A 20,281-nucleotide genomic window follows, 5' to 3' on the forward strand; every position below is an offset into this window, starting at 1 on the left:
GCCCGTACGCCGTGTGCGTACGGGCCCCTCGCCGTCCGGGCGCGGCCCAAACGGGGTTACGCCAGGCCCAACGACCGCTTCAGGAAGGCCACCTGGAGCAGCAGCAGGTTCTCCGCTACCTCCTCCTGCGGGGTCATGTGCGTGACACCGGACAGCGGCAGCACCTCGTGCGGGCGCCCGTCGGCCAGCAGCGCGGAGGACAGCCGGAGGGTGTGGGCCACCGCCACGTTGTCGTCCGCGAGGCCGTGGATCAGCATCATCGGCCGGTGCTCGGCGGCGGCCCGGGACAGACCGGCGTCCGTGATCAGGGAGTTGGCGGCGTACGTCTCCGGGTCGTCCTGCGGGGTGCCCAGATAGCGTTCCGTGTAGTGCGTGTCGTACAGCCGCTGGTCCGTCACCGGCGCGCCCACGACGCCCGCGTGGAACACGTCGGGGCGCCGCAGCACGGCGAGCCCGGCCAGCAGACCGCCGTACGACCAGCCGCGGATGCCGACGCGCGACAGGTCCAGCGGGTACGCCTCGGCCAGCGCGTGCAGGGCGTCGACCTGGTCCGTCAGGTTGACGTCGGCGAGGTCGCGGGAGATCGCCTTCTCCCACGCGGGGGAGTAGCCGGGGGTGCCGCGGCCGTCCACCACGAGGACGGCGAAGCCCTGGTCCGCGAACCACTGCGAGGTGAGGTGCGCGTTGTGCGCCGCCACGACGCGCTGCCCGTGCGGCCCGCCGTACGGGTCCATCAGCACCGGCAGCGGGCCGTCGCCCTCCCGGTGGCCGGTGGGCAGCAGTACGGCGGCGGGGATCTCGCGCTTCCCGACGTGCAGCAGCCGGGGCGCCGCGCGGAGGACGGGCTCCTCCGCGTACGTGGCGACGGTGCCCAGCGGTTCCGTACCGCCGTCCTCCGTCAGCCGCAGCACCGAGACGAGCGCGCCGGGGCGGTCCGGGGTGGCGGAGCTGAGGACGACGGTGTCGCCGCCGCGTACCGCCGACGCCACGTGCGGCACCGGGTCGGTGGCGACGCGCTCCCAGCCGCCCTTCGCGCCGCTGCCGCGGAACGCGGCGCGGTACACGCCGATGTCGCCCGCGTCGGTGCGACGGGTGTCGCCGGGCCGCGCGTCGGCGGGGTCGCCGGGAGAGGCGGAGAAGAGGACGTCCTCGTCCCCGACGTCCAGCACCGCGCGCACGTGCAGCGCGGACGACGTGAGCGGGCGGTCGCCCACCATGAGCAACCGTGCGCCCCCCTTGTCCTCGACGCGCACCAACCGCCCGTCAGGGGTCCAGGCGGGCACACCAGCGAAGAGTTCGAGCCAAACCTGATCGTCCTCCGCGTGCAGCGGCGAGGTCGCGCCGGTCTCCGTGTCGACCGTCAGGCAGAGCTGGCTGCGCTGGTCGCGGGCCTGGACGAGGAGCACTGGCGGGCCGTACGACGACCAGTGCACGCGGGCCAGGTACGGATACCGCACCCGGTCCCAGGTGACGTCCAGCCGCCCGTCGCCCTCCACGTCGAAAAGGTGCAGCGTGACCTCGGCGTTCGCCGTACCGGCCGCCGGGTACGCGACCTCCGTCGGCTCCCGGTCCGGGTTGGCGGGATCGGAGATCCACCAACGGGTGACGGGCGCGTCGTCGGCGCGGGCCACCAGCAGCCGTTCGCTGTCTGGCGACCACCAGTACCCGCGGTGGCGGCCCATCTCCTCGGCGGCCACGAACTCCGCGAGGCCGTACGTCACCGTGCCCGACTCGGGCGTGGCGAGGGCCCGTTCGGACGTGCCGTCGGAGTCGACCGTACGGAGTCCGCCGCCCGTGACGTACGCGACGCGGCGGCCGTCGGGGGACGGGCGGGGGTCCACCACGGCGCCCGCGGCGGGGAGTTCGCGGGCGGTGCCCGCCCGCAGCTCGGCGGTGAAAAGGCGGCCGGAGAGGGCGAAGGCGGCCAGTTCCACGGCGGCGTCCGTGGCGTAGCCGACGATCCCGGCCGAGCCCTCGCGGCTGCGCTCGCGCCGCGCCCGTTCCTCCGGGGGCAGTTCCTCCGCCGCCCCGTCCAGCAGCACCTCCGGGTCCGCCGCCGGGAACTCCCCGCCGTCGGGCAACTCCCGGACCCACAGGGCGTTCCCCCGGTCAGCGCCGTCCCGGGAACGGAGGAAGACGACGCGGCCGCCGTCGGGCGCCACGGTGAAGGCACGCGGGGCACCCAGTGAGAATCGGTTGGTTCGCGCGTGTTGCCGGGGGAAGGTCATAGCCATGGGGCCGAGCGTAGAGGGTCCCGGACTGGCTTGAATCGAATATGCGCCCCTGCCCTGCACCCGTGCACTGGACCATGCTGGCTCACGGATAGTTATGATCCGTTGCGCATGCTGGGTCTTGGGGTATGAAGAATCCGGTTTCCGTTCGCGAGTGCGTGTCTTGGGAGGTGAACCGCCGTGGGCCTGTCGATTTCGGCGGTCGTGCTGCTGGCGATCATCGTCTTCATGCTCGTCAAGAAGTCAGGGCTCAAGGGTGGGCATGCGCTCGTGTGCGTGCTGCTGGGTTTCTACCTGGCGGGCACCTCCTTCGCGCCGTCCATCGAGGACCTGTCGGCCAACGTGGCGAACATCGTCGAGGACATCAGCTTCTGACGGCGGCCACGGGCGGCGTCAGTCGACGCCGACTCCCGCTGGCGGCCTCCGTACCGGCTTCCGGCGGTCGCGGGGCGCGGCCGTCGTCGGTCGCCGCGCGCGCGTCGTAGGGTCGGGGCATGACCGATGTCCCCGACCGCCGTCTGCTGTTCGTGCACGCGCACCCGGACGACGAGTCGATCAACAACGGCGCCACCATGGCCAAGTACGCGGCCGAGGGCGCCCTCGTCACGCTGGTGACCTGCACCCTCGGCGAGGAGGGCGAGGTGATCCCGGCGGAGCTGGCGCATCTCGCGCCCGACCGCGACGACACCCTCGGCCCGCACCGCGTCGGTGAACTCGCCGCGGCCATGCGCGAGTTGGGTGTCACCGACCACCGCTTCCTCGGCGGGCCCGGACGGTACCGCGACTCCGGCATGAAGGGCGCTCCGCAGAACGCGCGCCCCGACTGCTTCTGGCAGGCGCCCCTCGACGAGGCGGCCGCGCACCTCGCCGCCGTCGTCCGCGAGGTGCGGCCGCAGGTGCTGGTGACGTACGACCCGGACGGCGGCTACGGCCACCCCGACCACGTCCAGGCGCACCGTGTCGCCATGCGCGCCGCCGAGTTGGCGGCCGACCCCGACCACCGGCCGGGCGCGGGGGAGCCGCACGCCGTGACGCGTACGTACTGGAACTGCGTACCGCGCTCCGTCGTCGAGCGGGGGCTCGCCGCGCTCCGCGAGACGGACGCGCACGCGTTCGCGGGCATCGCGGACGCGACCGACATTCCGGGCGTGGTGGACGACGCGGAGGTCGCCGTGTCCGTCGACGCCGGTACGGAGCACGCCGCCCGCAAGGCCGCGGCCATGCGGGCGCACGCGTCACAGATCGCGGTCGACGGCGCGTTCTTCGCACTTTCGAACGACCTCGGGCAGCCGCTCCTGCGCGTGGAGCACTACCGTCTCGCGGGTGAGGACGCACCCGAAGGCGCCCCCGTCGGCGACCTGTTCGCCCCGGTGGCGTCGTGAGCACCGGCACGGGCGAGGCGATGGGCACCCGGCTCCGCTACGCCGTGTACGCCCTGCTGGTCGTGCTTGGCCTGCTGACCGGCGCCGCGGGCTCGCTCGTCCAGGCGGGCTGGTCGGCGGGGGGCGTGCCGCTGGCGCTCGCGGGCGCCGCCGGACTCTTCTGGGGCGGCGCGCAGTTGACCCGCGCCAAGGCGGGCGCGGTCGCCCCGGCGGCCGGTTGGCTGCTGGCGGTCATGCTGCTCACGCTGCCGCGGCCGGAGGGCGACTTCGTCTTCGGCGCCGGACTCGGGGCGTACGTCTTCCTGTTCGGCGGGATGCTCGTCGCCGTGATCTGTGCCACGCTCACGTTGCCCGCGGTGCCGGCGCCCGTGGACAAGCGCCGTGGAACGTACGGGCCGTAGCCGCGTCGAGTGCCGCCGGAGCACCCGCACGGGTGCCGATCCACCGGTCCGCGTACCGGTGTCGGCGGCCCCAAGTATGGTGGTGCGCGCCGGAGAGCCGCTTTCGGACAATCGCGAGGGCGGCGAATCCAACCGGGAGAACCTGCTTTGAGCCGTGAAACTGACAGTTCGTCCTCCGGGTCCGACGGGCGCGGTGGCCCCGTCTACCCCCGGGCACCGGGCCGTACGGCTCCGCCGACGGGCCCGCGGGTCCGCCGGACCGGGGTGCCCCGGGACCGGACCCCGACGCCGAGGCCCGCGCCGAGCGGCCCGGCAAGTCCAACAAGGGCGGCAAGGGTGAGCCGAAGACCGAGACGACGCTGACGACCCGTATCCGCATCAACATCCCCGGGTCGCGGCCGATTCCCCCCGTGGTGATGCGCAAGCCCGTCGGTGACGAGGACGCGTCCGCCGAGGAGGCGCCCGACGCGGAGCGTCCCGGTGCGCCGGGTGCGGCGTCGATGGCGGGCGGCGGCGCCGACCGGGGCGCGGACGGCGGGAGTCCGGGCGGCGCGGGCGCGCCCGACGGCGCCGACGGCGGGTTCAGCCAGGGCACCAGCGACTGGTTCGCCCCGCGCAGGACGCCGAAGGCGGAGCCCGACCCGGGCCGCGGCGCGGACCCGGACGCGACGTTCGGCGGCCTGGGCGGCGCCCGGCGCGCGGACGCGCCGTACCGCCCCGACGACGACTACGGCGACCACGGCGACGGCGCGGGCGGGAGCACCCCGTACGACGGGCGGCCGGACCCGTACGGGCAGGCCGATCCGTACGGCCGGTCCGGCGCGGACGCGTACGCCGACCCGTACGGTGACCCCTACGCCCGGCCGTACCAGGACCACGCCGACACCCCGGCCGACGGCTTCCCGGAGGTCGGCCTCGGCCCGGAGGACACCTCCGCGGGCTTCCCGTACAGCGGGCTGTCCGGACTGCCCGACGCCGACGCGACGGGCGCCATGCCCGTCGTACCGGACCCGTCGGCGGCGCCCGGCACCCCCTCCGGCACGATGGGCCCGCCCCGGCCCGTCGGCCCGACGACCGGACCGGCCGAGGGCGACATGCCGCTCGGGCCGCCGGACGACGACCTGCCGCGCGACCCGACGTTCGGGCTCGGCACCGGGCCCGTGGGCTTCGGCGGCGAGAGCGGCCCGACGAGCCCGATCTCGTCGCTCTACACGCAGGGGACCGGGCCGCGGAGCGGTTCCGGCGCGCCGGGTGCCGACGACCGGCCCGGCGGCGGCCCGTACGGCGGGGGCGGCGGGCACGTCACCAGCGACACCCTGGTGGGCGGCATCCCCCGGGTGCCCTCCGACGGGAGCGACCACCCAGGCGGCCCGGCGGCGGGACCCGGCGGCGCCGGGCCCGACCAGGACCTCGGCGGCCCGGACGCCCCCGGCGCCCACGACGAGCCGCCCGCCCGCGACGACCGGCCCGAGCCGCCGCCCGCCTCCAAGGGGCGGTCCAAGCTGGTGCTCGTCGGCGCCGGACTGGTCGGCGTGCTCGGCCTCGCGTACGGCGCCGGGCTGCTGCTGGACCACGCCGACGTGCCGAACGGGACCACGGTCCTCGGCGTCGACATCGGCGGCAAGGAGAAGCAGGCGGCCGTCGACACGCTCGACGCGGAGCTGGGCGACCGCGTCACGGCGCCGCTGACCATCGTCGCCGACGGGCAGAAGAGCCAGCTCAAGCCGACCGTGGCGGGGCTGAGCATCGACACCGAGGCGACCGTGCGGGACGCGGCGGGCCGCGACTACAACCCGGTCTCCGTGATCGGCTCCCTGTTCGGCGGCAGCCGCGAGGCCGACGCCGCCGTGGAGGTCGACGAGGAGAAGCTGGAGGCCGAACTGGCCACGCTCGGCACCGGTTCGGACGCCGCGGGCCCCCGGGACGGCATGGTGAAGTTCACCAACGGCAAGGCCGTCGGGGTGCCCGGCAAGCCGTACAAGGGCATCGACACGGGTGAGGCGGTGTCGACGATCGAGGACGCGTACCGCGACCGCGCCGCCACCGGAGAGAACGCGCCGATCAACCTCCCGGTCAGCACGCAGCAGCCGAAGATCGGTGAGCGGGAGATCCAGGCGGCGGTACGGGGCTTCGGCAAGACGGCGATGTCCGGCTGGGTGTGGCTCAAGGCGGGCGACGTGGAGGTGCCGTTCAGCGAGAAGACGATCGGCACGTTCCTCACGATGCGGGCCGGTGGCAGCTCGCTCCAGCCGGTGATCGACCCGGAGGCGTTGCAGAAGACGTACGGCACGGCCTTCGACGGCGTCGTCGTCGAGGGCGGCGCGGGCACCGTCGAGATGACGCCGAAGCACGCGGCGGCGGCGATGCTCCAGGCCCTGCGCGAACCGGCCCCGGCGGAGCCGGACAAGCGGGTGGCCGAGGTCGAGGGCGCCCGCAGCAAGTAGCCCGGCAGCACACCGAGGGGAGCCGCCCGGTCGCGCAGGCGACGGGGCGGCTCCCCTCGTGTGCCGGTCGGAACGCGGTGCGGGCGGCGCTCAGTTCAGCCGGGCCCGTGCCGCGCGCGCCTCGCGCCGTACGGACTCCGCCGAGCTGGGCTCCATCGCGGCCACCAGGTCCGCGTACTCCTCCAACGCCCGCGCGCCCGCCACGAAGTCGCCGCGTTCCACGAGCAGTTGCGCGTGCTCCAGGCGCAGCCGCAGCGGGTGGTGGGGAAGGAGCAGCGCGAGTTCGAGGGCCCAGAGGCGTACGTCCGAGTGCTCGGGCCGTGCGGCCGCCCACGCCCGGATGTTGTTCAGCACCCGCAGCACCGTCTCCAGCGGGTCGGCGGGGCGCAGCAGCGCGCGGGGCACGGATCTGCGTTCGCCGGTGGCGTGCGCGACGAGCAGGTCGACGTCGGGTGCGGAGAGCGTACGTCCGCCCGCGTACGGGTCGGCCAGTACGTGTTCGCCGTCCGGGTCCCCGAAGGCGACGACGAAGTGGCCGGGCAGCGCCACCCCGTACACCCGCGCGCCCGCCCGCCGGGCGACCTCCAGCCACACCACCGAGAGCAGGATCGGCAGCCCGCGGCGGCGGCCGAGCACGGCCTGGAGGAGGGAGGAGTCGAGGCGCCGGTAGTCTGCGGGGGTGCCGTGGAAGCCGTACCGCTCGCCGAGCAGCCGCCGCAGCGCCTCCGCCCACGCCCGCGGCGCGTCCGGCGGCAGCCCGGCGGGGAGTTCCCCGGCGAGCCGGTCCAACTCGATCTGCGCCGCGTCGATCGCGGCGTCGCCGCCGGGGGTGGCGGCGTCGGGGCACCCGGGGTCCCGGGCCCCGGCGTCCCGTTCGTTGCCTATCAGCAGGCACAGCAGTGCCAGGTCGGGGCGTTCGCCGGTGGCCTCGCGGCGGAAGCGCTCCCGGTTGTCGTTCGTCATGGAGGACCTCTGGCGTCAGTTCCGCGGTGCGCGGCGGTAGTGGTAGGCGTGGTGGTCCGCGAAGCCGAGACCGTCGTAGAGGGCGCGGGCCGCGGCGTTCTCCGTCTCCACCTGGAGGTACGCGGCAGAGGCGCCCTCCGCGAGCGCCGTACGGGCCAGCTCCGCCATGACGGCGCCCGCCAGACCGCGTCGCCGGTGGGCGGGGGCGACCTCCACGGCTGAGAATCCGGCCCAGCGGCCGTCCACGACGCACCGTCCGATGGCGGCGGGCGGCCCGTCGCCGTCCGCCTCCCCGGGGACCGTCGCGAACCAGACGGAGGGGCCGCCGCTCAGCACGCGCGTCGCGGTCGCGCGTACGGCGTCGTCGGAGCCGGAGCCGGAGCCGGAGCCGGGACCGGAGCCGCTTCCGGGACCGGGGCCGGAGCCCCGCCCCGCGCCCCCGCCCGGCCCCGCCGGTGCCCCCGCGTCCCCCGTCCGCCCGTACGCCCGCAGCCACGCCGCGCTCACGCGGCGGTCCAGCCGTACCCGCGCGTCCGGGGCCCGGTCGGCCAGCGGCGCGAGGGCGCCCGTACGCATCAGGGTGTGCCGCTCGGCGGTCCAGCCGCGCGCGTCGAGCGCGGCGGCCAGCATCTCGTCCGTACCGGCGTGCCCCGTCGTGACCTGGAACCGCGCGGGCAGACCCCGTTCCGCGTACCAGCCCTCGACATACCGCAGCACCTCGTCCAGCGGCGCCCCCGGGTCGCCCAGCGGCAGTACGGAGTTGGCGCGCGAGGTGAAGCCCTCACGCGGCGCGGGGCGCGCGCCCTCCCGCGCGGCGGCCGCCCGTACGGGGCTCGCCCGCAGCGTCCACTCCCCGAGGGCCGCCGTCTCGACGGCGGGCCAGCCGCGCGCCGCGACCCGCTGCAACTCGTACGCGCCCGCCGCCGGTACGCCCCGCCGCCGCGCCGGCGTGGCGGGCACCACCTTGCCCGCCACCAGCGCCTCCTCGCGCAGGGCGACGCTCCGCCCGTCGCGTCGCGTGACGTGCAGGGTGCCCTCCGACCACGACGTCAGAACCCCTACAGTGTCGGTGAAGGCCGCCTTCGGTTCCTCCGGGCCCGTCCTGGTCCGGACGGACACGCGCTTCCCCACATCCTCCGGGGAAACGCGGACCTCCAGGCGCCCGCCTGTGGTGTACTCCACCGCTGCACCCACCCTCCTGTTCGTCGCACGCCGGGGACCGGGGATACTGGGTGCGGGCATCGACGACGCCGCGCTCCCGCGCGCCCCGCGGCAGGGCCTTACTCGCTCCGCCGCCCCTATCGAGAGGAACGACAGCGTGACCTACGTCATCGCGGAGCCTTGTGTCGATCTTAAGGACAAGGCCTGCATCGAGGAGTGCCCCGTCGACTGCATTTACGAGGGCCAGCGGTCCTTGTACATCCACCCGGACGAATGCGTCGACTGCGGTGCCTGCGAGCCGGTCTGCCCGGTCGAGGCGATCTTCTACGAGGACGACACTCCTGAGGAGTGGAAGGACTACTACAAGGCGAACGTCGAGTTCTTCGACGACCTCGGTTCGCCCGGCGGCGCCTCGAAGCTGGGCCTGATCGAGCGCGACCACCCCCTCATCGCCGCGCTGCCCCCGCAGAGCCACGACGAGTGACCTGACGGCGGGCGTGCCCGGCGGTCCCGTACGGCCTGTCCGTACGGGACCGCTGCGTTCCCAGAGAAAGTGAGCAACTCCGTGTCATCCCTCTCCGCCCGGCTGCCCGCCTTCCCCTGGGACCGCCTGGAGCCGTACAAGGCGACGGCCGCGGCCCACGCGGGCGGCATCGTCGACCTGTCGGTGGGCACCCCCGTCGACCCGGTCCCCGCACTGGTCCGGCGCGCGCTCACCGACGCCGCGGACAGCCCCGGTTACCCGACCGTCTGGGGTACGCCCGCCCTGCGCGACGCGATCACCGGCTGGTGCGCGCGCCGACTCGGCGCGGAGGGCGTCGGGCACGGGAACGTGCTGCCCGTCGTCGGCTCCAAGGAGCTGGTCGCCTGGCTGCCGACCCAGCTGGGCCTGGGCGCGGGCGACCGCGTCGCCCACCCGAGGCTGGCCTACCCGACGTACGAGGTGGGTGCGCGCGCCGCCGGCGCGGAGCCGGTGCCGTACGACGACGTGACGGAGCTGGACCCGGCCGGGTTGCGGCTGCTCTGGCTCAACTCCCCGTCCAACCCCACCGGGCGTGTGCTCTCCGCCGACGAGCTGCGTACGGCGGTGGCCTGGGCGCGCGCGCACGGGGTGCTGCTCGTCAGCGACGAGTGCTACCTCGAACTGGGCTGGGACACCGAGCCGGTGTCGGTGCTGCACCCGGACGTGTGCGGCGGCTCGTACGAGGGGATCGTCGCCGTCCACTCGCTGTCCAAGCGGTCCAACCTGGCCGGTTACCGGGCGGCGTTCGCCGTCGGCGACGCGGCCGTCCTCGGTGACCTGCTGCTGCTGCGCAAGCACGGCGGGATGATGACGCCCGCGCCCGTACAGGCCGCGGCCGTCGCGGCGTTGGGCGACGACGCGCACGTGGCGGAGCAGCGCGCGCGGTACGCGGAGCGGCGTACGGCGCTGCGCGGGGCGCTGGAGGCGTACGGCCTGCGGATCGAGCACAGCGAGGCGTCGCTGTACCTGTGGGCGACGCGCGACGAACCGTGCTGGGACACCGTGGGCGACCTGGCCCGGCACGGAGTGCTGGTCGCGCCGGGGGAGTTCTACGGGGAGGCGGGCGCGCGCTTCGTGCGGGTCGCGTTCACGGCGACGGACGAGCGGGTCGAGGCGGCGGTGAAGCGGCTCGCGGGGTAGGCGCGGGGGCGCGGGGTGCGCCCGTACGCGGACGAGGGGCCCGGGAGTCGAACTCCCGGGCCCCTCGCCCCTGTCGCGCCCGCGTCGTCCCGTGGCCGGGACCCCGCGGGGCCGCGCGTGTCCCGTACGTCAGGACATCCCGTACGTCAGAGCGGCAGACCGCCGGGCAGGCCACCGGAGTTCGACTCGGTGTTGTTGCCCTCGACGGTGTCGCCCACGACCTTCGTCGCCGCCGGGACGCCGGAGTCCACCACGTCCTTGCCCGCCTGACCGGCGAGGCCGGTGGCGTTCTTGGTGGTGCCGTCGAGCGTGTCGCCGGCGTCCGCGCTGTCGAGGTTGGTCAGTCCGCCCAGACCGGAAGCCTGGTCGGCGGCGCTCGCCGCACCGGCCACGCCGACGACGGAGGCGGCACCCGCTGCGGCGAGCAGGGCGGCCTGGGCGATCCGGCGCGTGAGGGGGAGGGACATGTTGCTCCTTTGACGGCGAGGGTGTGGTGGTTCCGTACGTTCGCGGCCGTACTCGCTGTCGACCGGAACGCCCTGCCTATCGCGTGGAGCGGGCCGAAAGTTGCGGGCCAACTCGGTAAAGGATTGGTAACGCGTCGCATTATCGGTCTTGCGACACCCGTGCCGCGCGGCTCCCCGTACGCCCCTCGCACACCCCGTGCGCTGCTACGACGGCTCCGTCGCCAGCCCCAGTACGACGGACTCCCGGCCGCCGCCCGCCTCTTCGTCGTCCGTCTCGCGCCAGCCCTCCTCGGACCGGTCGGCCGTCCACTCGCGGCCGTCGTACGCGATCTTGTCGATGCGCAGTTCCTCCCAGTGCGCCAACGCCCAGTGCGTCAGCTCCCAACCGCGCTTCCGCGTGGGCGCGCTCAGTACGACCTCCGGGTCGGCCGCCTCCGTGGCGGCCGTACGCGCGGCGGTGTCCCCGCCGTTCGCCGTGTCCCCGCCGTCCACCGGCTCCGCGCCCGGCTGTTCGCCGCCGCCCGCCGGGGTGTCCGCCGTGCCGGACGGGGGGCCCGACCCGCGCAGCACGTCCTCGCCGAACTCCCGCGCCAGCTTCTTCCGTACGGCCTCCGGGTCGCCCGCCCGGTCGATCCCGCCGGGCCCCGTCGTGCAGTTGAGCGCCGCCGCCCGGCGGCCGGTGAGGGCGGAGGCGAGCAGCGCGGCGTTCGCCTCGTGCTTCGCGTACGCCTGCGGGAAGCCGCTGCGCTGCACCTTCTGCGCGGCGACGGTGAGGGGGAGGCGGGAGTAGCCCGGGACCTCCACCAGGTGGTCGTAGAACTTCCCCGACGCGTACACCGGGTCGAGGATCTCCCGCTCGCTTCCCCAGCCCTGCGAGGGGCGTTGCTGGAAGAGGCCCAGCGAGTCGCGGTCGCCGTGCGAGATGTTGCGCAGCCCGGACTCCTGGATGGCGGTCGCCACGGCTATCGTCACGGCGCGTTCCGGCAGTTCGCGGGAGGACGCGACGGCCTCGATGGTCGCGGCGTTCACCGCCTGCTCGGGCCGCACCCGGTACTCCGCCCCGTCGCCGTCCTCGCCCTCCCCGGACGCGCGCACGGTGCACCGCGCGGGGCCCGCGCCGCCCATGACGTATTGCGTCGCCAGGTAACCGGCGACGCCGAGCAGTACGGCCAGTGCGGCGAGGGCACGGAGTGCGCGGCCGTGCCGCCGTCGGGGAGTGGAGGTCGCTGACACGGGGTCCAAGGTACCGGTGCGCCGCGACTAGGGTGTGGCCATGTCGTACAAGGGACTTGACCTGGAGCAGGACGCGGCCGCGCTCACGGCGCAGCTCGTCGACTTCCCCTCCGAGAGCGGCGCCGAGAAGCCCCTCGCGGACGCCGTGGAGGCCGCGTTGCGGGACCTGCCGCACCTGCGCGTCGACCGGTACGGCAACAACGTCGTGGCCCGTACGGACCTGGGCCGCGCCGAACGCGTCATCCTCGCCGGGCACATCGACACCGTGCCCGCCGCCGACAACGTCCCGTCCCGCCTCGACGACGACGGCGTCCTGTGGGGCTGCGGCACCAGCGACATGAAGTCCGGCGTCGCCGTGCAGCTGCGCGTCGCCGCCACCGTGCCCGCGCCCCTGCGCGACCTGACCTTCGTCTTCTACGACAACGAGGAGGTCGACGCCAGCCTGAACGGCCTCGGCCACCTCGCCGCCGCCCACCCCGACTGGCTCGCGGGCGACTTCGCCGTCCTCCTCGAACCCTCCAGCGGCCAGGTCGAGGGCGGCTGCCAGGGCACCCTCCGGGTCCTGCTCCGTACGGAGGGGACCCGCGCCCACTCCGCGCGCGGCTGGCTCGGCGTCAACGCGATCCACGCGGCGGAGCCCGTACTGGCCCGGCTCGCCGCGTACGAGCCGAGGCGCCGGGTGATCGACGGGTTGGAGTACCGCGAGGGGCTGAACGCCGTCCGCGTCGAGGGCGGTGTCGCGGGCAACGTCATCCCGGACGAGTGCGTCGTCACCGTCAACTTCCGCTACGCGCCCGACCGCAGCCCCGAGGAGGCGCTCGCGCACGTGCGCGAGGTGTTCGCGGGGTGCGGGGTGGCGGAGCTGACCGTCGCCGACAGCTCGCCCGGCGCGCTGCCGGGGCTGGCGCACCCGGCGGCGGCCGCGTTCGTGGCGGCGGTCGGCGGCGAGCCGAAGCCGAAGTACGGGTGGACGGACGTGTCCCGGTTCAGCGCCCTGGGCGTGCCCGCCGTCAACTACGGGCCGGGCGACCCGAACCTGGCGCACAAGCGGGACGAGCACGTCCGTACGGAGACGGTGCTGCACTGCGAGGCGGCGCTGCGCGACTGGCTCACGGGCTGAGCGGACCCCGTACGTCGTGGACCCGCGTACGCCCTCCCGCCCACGGGAGGTGCGCCGCCCGTCACCCGCGACTGCGTACCCTTGCCGGAAGATCGGCGGCAGAGGGGAGCACGGCATGAGCAGGCCCGAGGAACAGCAGGAGGAGCGGGGCGGGCGGGAGCCGCGGGAGCAGCGACTCGGGCCGGTGGTACGCCGTCGCGGGCACATGCAGGAGGGCACCACCGACCAGCGGCTGCTCGACACCGCCGGGTCCTCGGACTTCGTCCACCAGGACCCCTGGCGCGTCATGCGCATCCAGTCCGAGTTCGTGGAGGGCTTCGGCGCCCTCACCGAACTCGGCCCGGCCGTCAGCGTGTTCGGCTCCGCGCGTACGCCCGTGGACTCGCCCGAGTACGAGTCGGGCGTGCAGGTCGGCCGCCGCCTCGCGGAGGCCGGGTTCGCGGTGATCACCGGCGGCGGTCCGGGCGCGATGGAGGCCGCCAACAAGGGCGCCCTGGAGGCGGGCGGCACCTCCGTCGGCCTCGGCATCGAGCTGCCCTTCGAGCAGGGCCTCAACCAGTACGTCGACATCGGCGTCAACTTCCGCTACTTCTTCGTGCGGAAGACCATGTTCGTGAAGTACGCCACCGGCTTCGTGGTGCTGCCCGGCGGCATGGGCACGCTGGACGAGCTGTTCGAGGCGGTCACGCTGGTGCAGACGAAGAAGGTCACCCGCTTCCCGATCGTGCTGCTCGGCACCGCGTACTGGCAGGGCCTCATCGACTGGCTGCGCGACTCCGTGGCGGCCACGGGCAAGGCGTCCGCGAAGGACATGGAGCTGTTCCACGTCACGGACGACCTGGACGAGGCCGTGGCGCTGGTGACCAAGGAGGCGGGCGGCAGCCCCGTGTAGCGACGGCCGGGGCCGGGGCGCGGCGCCCGTACGGTGGCCGCGCCCGTACGCCCGGCGGCGCGCCCGCGCCCGTACGCGCCCCGAGCCCGTACGTCAGGCCAGGCCGCGCCGGGCCACCGCCGGGGGCCGGTGGCCGGCGAGGGACGCCACCATGTCCAGCACCTGGCGGGTCTCGTCGACCTCGTGCACGCGGTACACGCGGGCGCCGAGCCACGCGGACACGGCGGTCGTCGCGAGCGTCCCGACCAGCCGCTCCTTCAGCGGCCGGTCCAACGTCTCCCCGACGAAGTCCTTGTTGGACAGCGACACCAGCACCGGCCAGCCCGTCGCGGTCATCTCGCCCAGCCGCCGGGTGGCGTCCAGCGAGTGCCGCGTCGACTTCCCGAAGTCGTGCCCCGGGTCGATCATGATCCCGTCCCGGCGCACGCCCAGCCCGGCGGCCCGTTCCGCCAACCCCAGCGTCACCCGCAGGATGTCGGCCATCACGTCGCCGCCCTCGTACGCCACCCGGTGCGGGCGGGTACGCGGCTCCGCGGTGCCGACGTGCGTGCACACCAGCCCGGCGCCGTACCGCGCGGCCACCTCCGCGAGCTTCGGATCGGCGCCGCCCCAGGCGTCGTTGAGCAGGTCGGCACCGGCGGCGCAGACCGCCTCACCGACCTCGTGCCGCCACGTGTCCACGCTGATCACCACGTCCGGGTGGCGCCGCCGCACCTCGGCCACGAAGCCGACCGTACGGCGCGCCTCCTCCGCGACCGTCACCTCGTCGCCGGGACCGGCCTTCACGCCGCCGATGTCGATGACGGCGGCGCCCTCCGCCACCGCCTGCTCGACGCGGTCCAGCGCGGGCTCGTCGCGGAACGTGGCGCCGCGGTCGTAGAAGGAGTCCGGCGTCCGGTTGACGATCGCCATGATCACCGGCTCGTTCACGCCGAACTCGCGTGTCCCCAGGCGCAGCATCGCCGTCCTCTCGCTCGCGCCGCCACCACGTGACGGCTGCCCGGTGCCCTCTCCCCGGGCACCGCTGCCGACCCTAGGCGATGTCCGGGCGATCTTCTCGGGCTCGCGACGACGGCCACGGCACCTCGCGGCGTTGTCGGAGTCGTCCGTGTACGGCCCGGTACGAGGACGATCCTCCGCCTTGCGATGCACCGCGTCCGACGCCGCGAGCCACCCCGCGAAGACCGCCCGGACACCACCTGGGCGATGTCCGGGCGATGTCCGGCTGTCGGTGCCGCGTGGGACGATCGGACACCATGGGCAGCCGCACAATCCGTCGGACCTCGGGGAGATGGCCGTGTTCTGGTTCTTGTTGATCTCGCTCGTCGTGGTGGTCGCCGCGGTCACGCTCGCGGTGCTCGGCAGCGGCGACGGCCACGACCCGGACGGCGCCGCGGTCGGGGGACTGACCGACGTGCCGCCGGACCGCCTGGACGACCCGCTCCCGGACCACCGCCCGGTGGGCCGCGCGGACGTGGACACGCTCCGGCTGCCGCTGGCCGCCCGCGGGTACCGCATGCGCGAGGTCGACGAGGTGCTCGACCGGCTGGGCGCCGAGCTGGCCGAACGGGACGCGCGCATCGCCGAGTTGGAGTCCGCGCTGGCGGGCGCGCAGGCGGCGGCCATGGGGCGTACGGACCTGTTCGAGGGCGTGGAGGAGAGACGGCGTGACGAGCACTGACGACACGGGAGCACCGGACGCGCCGGACGCCGGGGGCGGCGCGCTGCCGGGTCCGGACGGCCGCCCGCGCTGCCCGTGGGGGCTCTCCGCCGCGGACTACACGGCGTACCACGACGACGAGTGGGGCCGCGCCGTCCACGGCGACGACGCGCTCTACGAGCGGATGAGCCTGGAGGCGTTCCAGTCCGGGCTGTCGTGGCTGACGATCCTGCGCCGCCGCGAGGGGTTCCGGGCCGCGTTCGGCGGCTTCCGGATTCCGGTGGTGGCGGCGTTCACGGCGGCGGACGAGGAGCGGCTGCTCGGCGACACGGGCATCATCCGCAACCGCGCGAAGATCGCCGCCACCGTCGCCAACGCCCGCGTCGCCGCCGCGCTGCCCCCGGGCGAACTGGACGCGCTGATCTGGTCGTTCGCGCCCGACCCGGCGGACCGCCCCGCGCCGCGCGCGCTGAGCGACGTACCCGCGATCACCCCGGAGTCGACCGCGCTGTCGAAGGCGCTCAAGAAGCACGGCTTCCGCTTCGTCGGCCCCACCACGGCGTACGCCCTCATGCAGGCGTGCGGCCTGGTCAACGACCACCTCGCGGACTGCTGCGCGCGCGACGCCTGTTGACCGACGCCTGTTGACGTACGGGGGTCAGCGCCCGGTGTACCGGGGCTGCTCCTTGTCCACGAACGCCCGCACCGCGAGGGCGTGGTCCGCCGACCCGCCGGCGAGGACCTGGAGCGCCGCCTCCTTCTCGAGCGTCTCGGCCAGCGAGTGCGACGCGCCGTACGCCAGCGACTCCTTGAGCGCGGCGTACGCCACCGTCGGGCCCGACGCCAGCCGTCGTGCCACCGCCTCCGCCTCGGCGGCCAGCTCGTCGGCGGCCACCACCTGGTTGGTCAGGCCCAGTTCGAGCGCCTCTGGCGCCTTGACGTTGCGGGGGAACAGCAGCAGCTCCGTCGCGCGCGCGGTCCCGATCAGCCGCGGCAGCGTCCACGACATCCCCGAGTCGGCGGTGAGCGCGACCCCCGCGAAGGACGTGTTGAACGCGGCGGTGTCGGCCATCAGCCGGTAGTCCGCCGCGAGCGCGAACCCGGCGCCCGCGCCCGCCGCGACGCCGTTGACGGCGGCCACCACGGGCTTCGCCATCCCGGCGATCGCCAGGGTGATCGGGTTGTAGTGGTCGTGCACGGTGGTCAGCGCGTTGCCGCCCCGCTCGCGCAGCGCCCCGACGTGCTCCTTGAGGTCCTGCCCGACGCAGAACGCGCGGCCGTTCGCGGTCAGCAGCACGGCCCGTACGTCCTCCGCGTCCGCCGCCGTCCGCAGCGCGTCGCGCAACGCCTCCTTCGTCTCGTGGTCGAGCGCGTTCATTGCGTCCGGGCGGTTCAGGGTGATCGTCGCGAGACCCTCGGTGAGGTCGTAGAGCACGGTGTCGGCCATGCGCCACAGCATGGCCCAGATCACCGGGAGCCGGAAGACGGTCCCGCCGCCCGCCGGACCCCGTGACGCGCGCGGGCTCCCGCGCGGTCCGCGACGTACGGGCGACGGGTGCCCGGAAGCGGAACGTCGAGCCGGAGCAGGGCTTGATCGCCGGATTGGGGTGGTTTGGGAGGGAGCGTTGCCGAAGGGATGCAGACCGCTGTTGGTCATCGGGTCACGGCATGCGGGATAATGGGTGGGAAGCAATGTGTTCGATGCCGGTCACACGTGCCTACGGAGGCCGTCGGCTGACGATGAGCTGGTTTCAGGAAGGGGAACGAGCATGGCGGCCATGAAGCCGCGAACGGGCGACGGCCCGCTCGAGGTGACCAAGGAGGGGCGGGGCATCGTCATGCGCGTTCCTCTCGAAGGCGGTGGGCGACTCGTCGTCGAGCTGACCCCGGACGAGGCGGTGGCGCTCGGCGAGGAGCTGAAGAAGGTCTGCGGCTGACACCTGTGACCATCGGGCTGCCCCGGAGCGTGCAGACGCCCCGGGGCTCCGCCTTGTCCGGGGGCGGGACGGGACGGTGGGGACGGCGCGGGCCGCGTGAGATTGCGCACCCGCGGGCCCGGCGCCTCCGGGGCTCGTGGGGCCCGCGCATCCGTGGGTCGTCCCGGCGGCGTACGGGCGTCAGCGGCCCTGTTTGACGGCGCACAGCAGCCCGTCGCCCACCGGCAGCAGCGAGACGGCCAGCGCGGCGCTCTCCCGTACGGTCCGCAGCACCTCGCGCAGCCGGATCACCTCGCTGCGCTGGACGCCGGAGTCCACGGTGTGGCCGTCGGCGAAGACGCCCTCGAAGCAGACGAGGCCGCCGGTCCGCAGCAGGCGCAGGGATTCACCGAGGTAATCGGGGTATTCCATGCGGTCACCGTCACAGAAGACGAGGTCATAACCGCCGTCCGCGAGGCGCGGCAGCACATCCAGGGCGCGGCCCGGAATGAACCGCGCGCGGTTGCCCGCGAATCCGGCGCCGCGGAATGCCTGGCGCGCGAATTGCTGCCGCTCCGGCTCGATGTCGACCGTGGTCAGCACGCCGTCGGGGCGCATGCCCCGCAACAGGTAAATTCCCGAGACGCCGGTGCCCGTGCCGATCTCGGCCACCGCCTTGGCGTCGGCGGTGGCGGCGAGCAGCCGGAGAGCGGCGCCGGTGGCCGACGAGACCGAGGACAGTCCCGCCTCGCGCGCGCGGTCGCGGGCCCAGCGGAGCGCGGCGCCCTCGGCGTTCTCGACCAGCTCGGAGGAGTACGCGTCGGCGAACGCCCAGCTCGTCTGCCGGTTGCCGCTAATGGCCCTCTCCCGTCCCCGTGGTCGACGCAACCGAGACTGTATCGGCTGCCCCGGGAACCCGTCGGTGGGACCGGGCGTTGGGAGAGTGGGTGAATGGACGAGAAGCGAGTCGCAAATGCAGGTCAATTCTGCTTATCCGGAGCTAACGGGCGAGGTGGCTATGGTAGGGGCTCCACTGGACACCACCAGAGCCGACAGGGGAGGTGCGGCTGCGGCCGGGGGCCGGGGAGTGCTTCGGCGCTTTCGCTGGTCGGCGGACGAGCCGAAATCCGTGACCAACAATGCTGACCACGTCCACCCAGCCGACTCCGCCGCGACCGCGACTTTCGACACCGATGCGGATTCCCCGACGTGGACCCCTCCCACCTGGGAGGAGATCGTCAGCACGCACAGCGCCCGGGTCTACCGGCTGGCGTACCGCCTGACGGGGAACCAGCACGACGCCGAGGACCTCACCCAGGAGGTCTTCGTCCGCGTCTTCCGCTCCCTGTCGACGTACACCCCCGGCACCTTCGAGGGCTGGCTGCACCGCATCACGACCAACCTCTTCCTGGACACCGTGCGCCGCAAGCAGCGCATCCGTTTCGACGCGCTCGCGGACGACGCCGCCGAGCGGCTGCCCAGCCGGGAGCCCACCCCGCAGCAGCACTTCAACGACACGCACTTCGACGCCGACGTGCAGCAGGCACTCGACACCCTGGCGCCCGAGTTCCGGGCGGCGGTGGTCCTCTGCGACATCGAGGGCCTGTCGTACGAGGAGATCGCCGCCACCCTCGGCGTGAAGCTCGGCACGGTGCGCAGCCGTATCCACCGCGGGCGGTCGCACCTGCGCAAGGCGCTGAAGCACCGCTCTCCCGCGGCGCGCGCCGAGCAGCAGCGCGCGCTGAGAGCCGTCATCCCGGCGGTGCCGGGCGCGCTGACGGAGGAGGTCGTGGCGGAGTGAACGGCGCCGACAACGGCCTGACGCCCGCCGAGGAGCATCTCGGCGACCGTCTGGCGGCACTCGTGGACGGCGAGTTGGGGCACGACGCGCGCGAGCGCGTCCTGTCGCACCTGGCCACCTGCTGGAGCTGTAAGGCCGAAGCCGACGCCCAGCGCCGCCTGAAGAACGTCTTCGCGGACGCCGCGCCGCCGCCCCCCTCGGACGGCCTGCTGGCGCGTCTCCAGGGGCTGCCGGCGGGCGGCGACCCCGGCTCCGGCCCGGGTTCCGGGGGGACCCTCGGCGACGACGACGAGGAACGCGGTTCCCTTCCCGGCGTCCTGCGCCGCACCCGGCCCCCGCTGGCCCTCGACTACTTCCCGGGCGGGCGTGGCGCCAGCGTGCTCACCCCGGACCGCGGCTTCCGGATACATCGCGCGCACGAGCCGGAGCGGGCGCCGTCACGGGGACGCCGGTTCGCGTTCGTCGCGGCGGGCGCGTTCTCCGTCGCGGCCCTCGCGCTGAGCGGCCCGCTCAACTCCGGCTCGGCCGGGGGCTCGCCGGTCGCGGCGGGGGAGCGCGGTGGTGCCTCGGCGGGCCCGACCCGTGCGCCCACGTCGCCCGCGGCCGCCGAGCGGGAGTCCCGCCGCCGGGGCGGCGGCGAGTCCGGGCAGCAGCGCGCGGCCACCGCGTCGCCGCGTCCGGCGGCCAGCCAGTCCGTACGGACGCAGCTGGTGGCCGGGATGTCGGAGCCCATGCGAGACCATCCGCTGATGCGCGGTTCGTCGGCCTTCACGCCCTCGCTGCCGGGGCCGCCATCGCTGTCCCGGGCTCTGGCGGCGGAGAAGCGGACGCCGCTGGACGCGGTGCCGGGCCGCACCCCCGCGCCGAAGGCCCCGGCGCCCTCGCCCGCCACGTCGGCGGTCACCCCGGAGCGCTGATCGCCCGCCTCGCTGGGCCCGGCCCCCGTG

General features: G+C 74.6%; 21 protein-coding genes. 13 read left to right on the top strand and 8 right to left on the bottom strand.

Annotation, left to right across the window (positions count from 1 at the left end):
- Nucleotides 1–56 precede the first annotated feature (56 nt).
- Nucleotides 57–2,228 carry a prolyl oligopeptidase family serine peptidase gene (locus D7M15_RS20060; RefSeq protein ID WP_121518779.1) on the bottom strand — a complete coding sequence of 724 codons (2,172 nt, stop codon included), beginning with the start codon at nucleotides 2,226–2,228 and terminating at the stop codon, nucleotides 57–59.
- A gap of 183 nt (nucleotides 2,229–2,411) precedes the next feature.
- Here D7M15_RS20060 and D7M15_RS20065 point away from each other — a divergent pair, with 183 nt between their 5' ends.
- From D7M15_RS20065 to D7M15_RS20085, 4 genes are all read left to right on the top strand, one after another.
- Nucleotides 2,412–2,606, top strand: a complete 195-nt coding sequence (locus D7M15_RS20065; RefSeq protein ID WP_121518780.1) for a hypothetical protein — start codon at nucleotides 2,412–2,414, stop codon at nucleotides 2,604–2,606.
- 119 nt (nucleotides 2,607–2,725) lie between these two features.
- Nucleotides 2,726–3,613 carry an N-acetyl-1-D-myo-inositol-2-amino-2-deoxy-alpha-D-glucopyranoside deacetylase gene (gene mshB, locus D7M15_RS20070; protein ID WP_121518781.1) on the top strand — a complete coding sequence of 296 codons (888 nt, stop codon included), beginning with the start codon at nucleotides 2,726–2,728 and terminating at the stop codon, nucleotides 3,611–3,613.
- 20 nt (nucleotides 3,614–3,633) lie between these two features.
- Complete coding sequence (locus D7M15_RS20075) at nucleotides 3,634–4,014, top strand: DUF6113 family protein (protein WP_121521085.1); 381 nt, start codon at nucleotides 3,634–3,636, stop codon at nucleotides 4,012–4,014.
- 410 nt (nucleotides 4,015–4,424) lie between these two features.
- Nucleotides 4,425–6,458, top strand: a complete 2,034-nt coding sequence (locus tag D7M15_RS20085; RefSeq protein ID WP_165906299.1) for a hypothetical protein — start codon at nucleotides 4,425–4,427, stop codon at nucleotides 6,456–6,458.
- Between the two features lie 90 nt (nucleotides 6,459–6,548).
- Here the strand turns inward: D7M15_RS20085 and D7M15_RS20090 are convergent, their stop codons facing one another.
- Both D7M15_RS20090 and D7M15_RS20095 read right to left on the bottom strand, forming a co-directional pair.
- Complete coding sequence (locus D7M15_RS20090) at nucleotides 6,549–7,421, bottom strand: transglutaminase-like domain-containing protein (RefSeq protein WP_121518784.1); 873 nt, start codon at nucleotides 7,419–7,421, stop codon at nucleotides 6,549–6,551.
- 15 nt (nucleotides 7,422–7,436) lie between these two features.
- Nucleotides 7,437–8,603 carry a GNAT family N-acetyltransferase gene (locus tag D7M15_RS20095; protein WP_121518785.1) on the bottom strand — a complete coding sequence of 389 codons (1,167 nt, stop codon included), beginning with the start codon at nucleotides 8,601–8,603 and terminating at the stop codon, nucleotides 7,437–7,439.
- Between the two features lie 136 nt (nucleotides 8,604–8,739).
- Here D7M15_RS20095 and fdxA point away from each other — a divergent pair, with 136 nt between their 5' ends.
- Nucleotides 8,740–9,066, top strand: a complete 327-nt coding sequence (gene fdxA, locus D7M15_RS20100) for a ferredoxin (RefSeq protein ID WP_121518786.1) — start codon at nucleotides 8,740–8,742, stop codon at nucleotides 9,064–9,066.
- Between the two features lie 81 nt (nucleotides 9,067–9,147).
- Complete coding sequence (gene dapC, locus D7M15_RS20105; protein WP_121521087.1) at nucleotides 9,148–10,245, top strand: succinyldiaminopimelate transaminase; 1,098 nt, start codon at nucleotides 9,148–9,150, stop codon at nucleotides 10,243–10,245.
- A gap of 146 nt (nucleotides 10,246–10,391) precedes the next feature.
- Here the strand turns inward: dapC and D7M15_RS20110 are convergent, their stop codons facing one another.
- Nucleotides 10,392–10,712, bottom strand: coding sequence for an ATP-binding protein (locus tag D7M15_RS20110; RefSeq protein ID WP_121518787.1), 321 nt, complete (start codon nucleotides 10,710–10,712; stop codon nucleotides 10,392–10,394).
- A 204-nt stretch (nucleotides 10,713–10,916) separates the two neighbouring features.
- Nucleotides 10,917–11,945, bottom strand: coding sequence for a heavy metal transporter (locus D7M15_RS20115; RefSeq protein ID WP_121521089.1), 1,029 nt, complete (start codon nucleotides 11,943–11,945; stop codon nucleotides 10,917–10,919).
- Nucleotides 11,946–11,985: 40 nt separating this feature from the next.
- On the opposite strand from D7M15_RS20115, the gene dapE reads away from it, so the two are divergent.
- Nucleotides 11,986–13,065, top strand: coding sequence for a succinyl-diaminopimelate desuccinylase (gene dapE / locus D7M15_RS20120; protein WP_121518788.1), 1,080 nt, complete (start codon nucleotides 11,986–11,988; stop codon nucleotides 13,063–13,065).
- A gap of 115 nt (nucleotides 13,066–13,180) precedes the next feature.
- Nucleotides 13,181–13,957, top strand: a complete 777-nt coding sequence (locus tag D7M15_RS20125; RefSeq protein WP_121518789.1) for a TIGR00730 family Rossman fold protein — start codon at nucleotides 13,181–13,183, stop codon at nucleotides 13,955–13,957.
- Between the two features lie 93 nt (nucleotides 13,958–14,050).
- On the opposite strand, the gene folP is transcribed toward D7M15_RS20125, so the two are convergent.
- On the bottom strand, nucleotides 14,051–14,917 hold the full coding sequence (folP, locus tag D7M15_RS20130) for a dihydropteroate synthase (RefSeq protein WP_121518790.1): 867 nt from the start codon (nucleotides 14,915–14,917) through the stop codon (nucleotides 14,051–14,053).
- A gap of 331 nt (nucleotides 14,918–15,248) precedes the next feature.
- Between folP and D7M15_RS20135 the strand changes: the two genes are divergently transcribed.
- Nucleotides 15,249–15,638, top strand: coding sequence for a DivIVA domain-containing protein (locus D7M15_RS20135; protein WP_121518791.1), 390 nt, complete (start codon nucleotides 15,249–15,251; stop codon nucleotides 15,636–15,638).
- Entirely contained in the window at nucleotides 15,625–16,251 is a 627-nt protein-coding gene (locus D7M15_RS20140; RefSeq protein WP_121518792.1) for a DNA-3-methyladenine glycosylase I, read from the top strand. Before D7M15_RS20135 ends, D7M15_RS20140 begins: the two co-directional genes overlap by 14 nt.
- A 24-nt stretch (nucleotides 16,252–16,275) precedes the next feature.
- Here D7M15_RS20140 and D7M15_RS20145 read toward each other — a convergent pair whose 3' ends face one another.
- Nucleotides 16,276–17,064, bottom strand: a complete 789-nt coding sequence (locus tag D7M15_RS20145; protein WP_121521091.1) for an enoyl-CoA hydratase-related protein — start codon at nucleotides 17,062–17,064, stop codon at nucleotides 16,276–16,278.
- Between the two features lie 322 nt (nucleotides 17,065–17,386).
- Between D7M15_RS20145 and D7M15_RS20150 the strand changes: the two genes are divergently transcribed.
- Complete coding sequence (locus D7M15_RS20150) at nucleotides 17,387–17,554, top strand: DUF3117 domain-containing protein (protein WP_106965600.1); 168 nt, start codon at nucleotides 17,387–17,389, stop codon at nucleotides 17,552–17,554.
- Between the two features lie 180 nt (nucleotides 17,555–17,734).
- Here D7M15_RS20150 and D7M15_RS20155 read toward each other — a convergent pair whose 3' ends face one another.
- Nucleotides 17,735–18,421, bottom strand: a complete 687-nt coding sequence (locus tag D7M15_RS20155) for an O-methyltransferase (RefSeq protein WP_121518793.1) — start codon at nucleotides 18,419–18,421, stop codon at nucleotides 17,735–17,737.
- 130 nt (nucleotides 18,422–18,551) lie between these two features.
- Here D7M15_RS20155 and sigE point away from each other — a divergent pair, with 130 nt between their 5' ends.
- Both sigE and D7M15_RS20165 read left to right on the top strand, forming a co-directional pair.
- Complete coding sequence (sigE, locus tag D7M15_RS20160) at nucleotides 18,552–19,334, top strand: RNA polymerase sigma factor SigE (protein ID WP_121521093.1); 783 nt, start codon at nucleotides 18,552–18,554, stop codon at nucleotides 19,332–19,334.
- Complete coding sequence (locus tag D7M15_RS20165; protein WP_121518794.1) at nucleotides 19,331–20,251, top strand: hypothetical protein; 921 nt, start codon at nucleotides 19,331–19,333, stop codon at nucleotides 20,249–20,251. Before sigE ends, D7M15_RS20165 begins: the two co-directional genes overlap by 4 nt.
- Nucleotides 20,252–20,281: the final 30 nt, after the last annotated feature.

This window comes from Streptomyces sp. Z26 (assembly GCF_003665095.1).
Classification (GTDB): Bacteria; Actinomycetota; Actinomycetes; order Streptomycetales; family Streptomycetaceae; genus Streptomyces; species Streptomyces phytohabitans.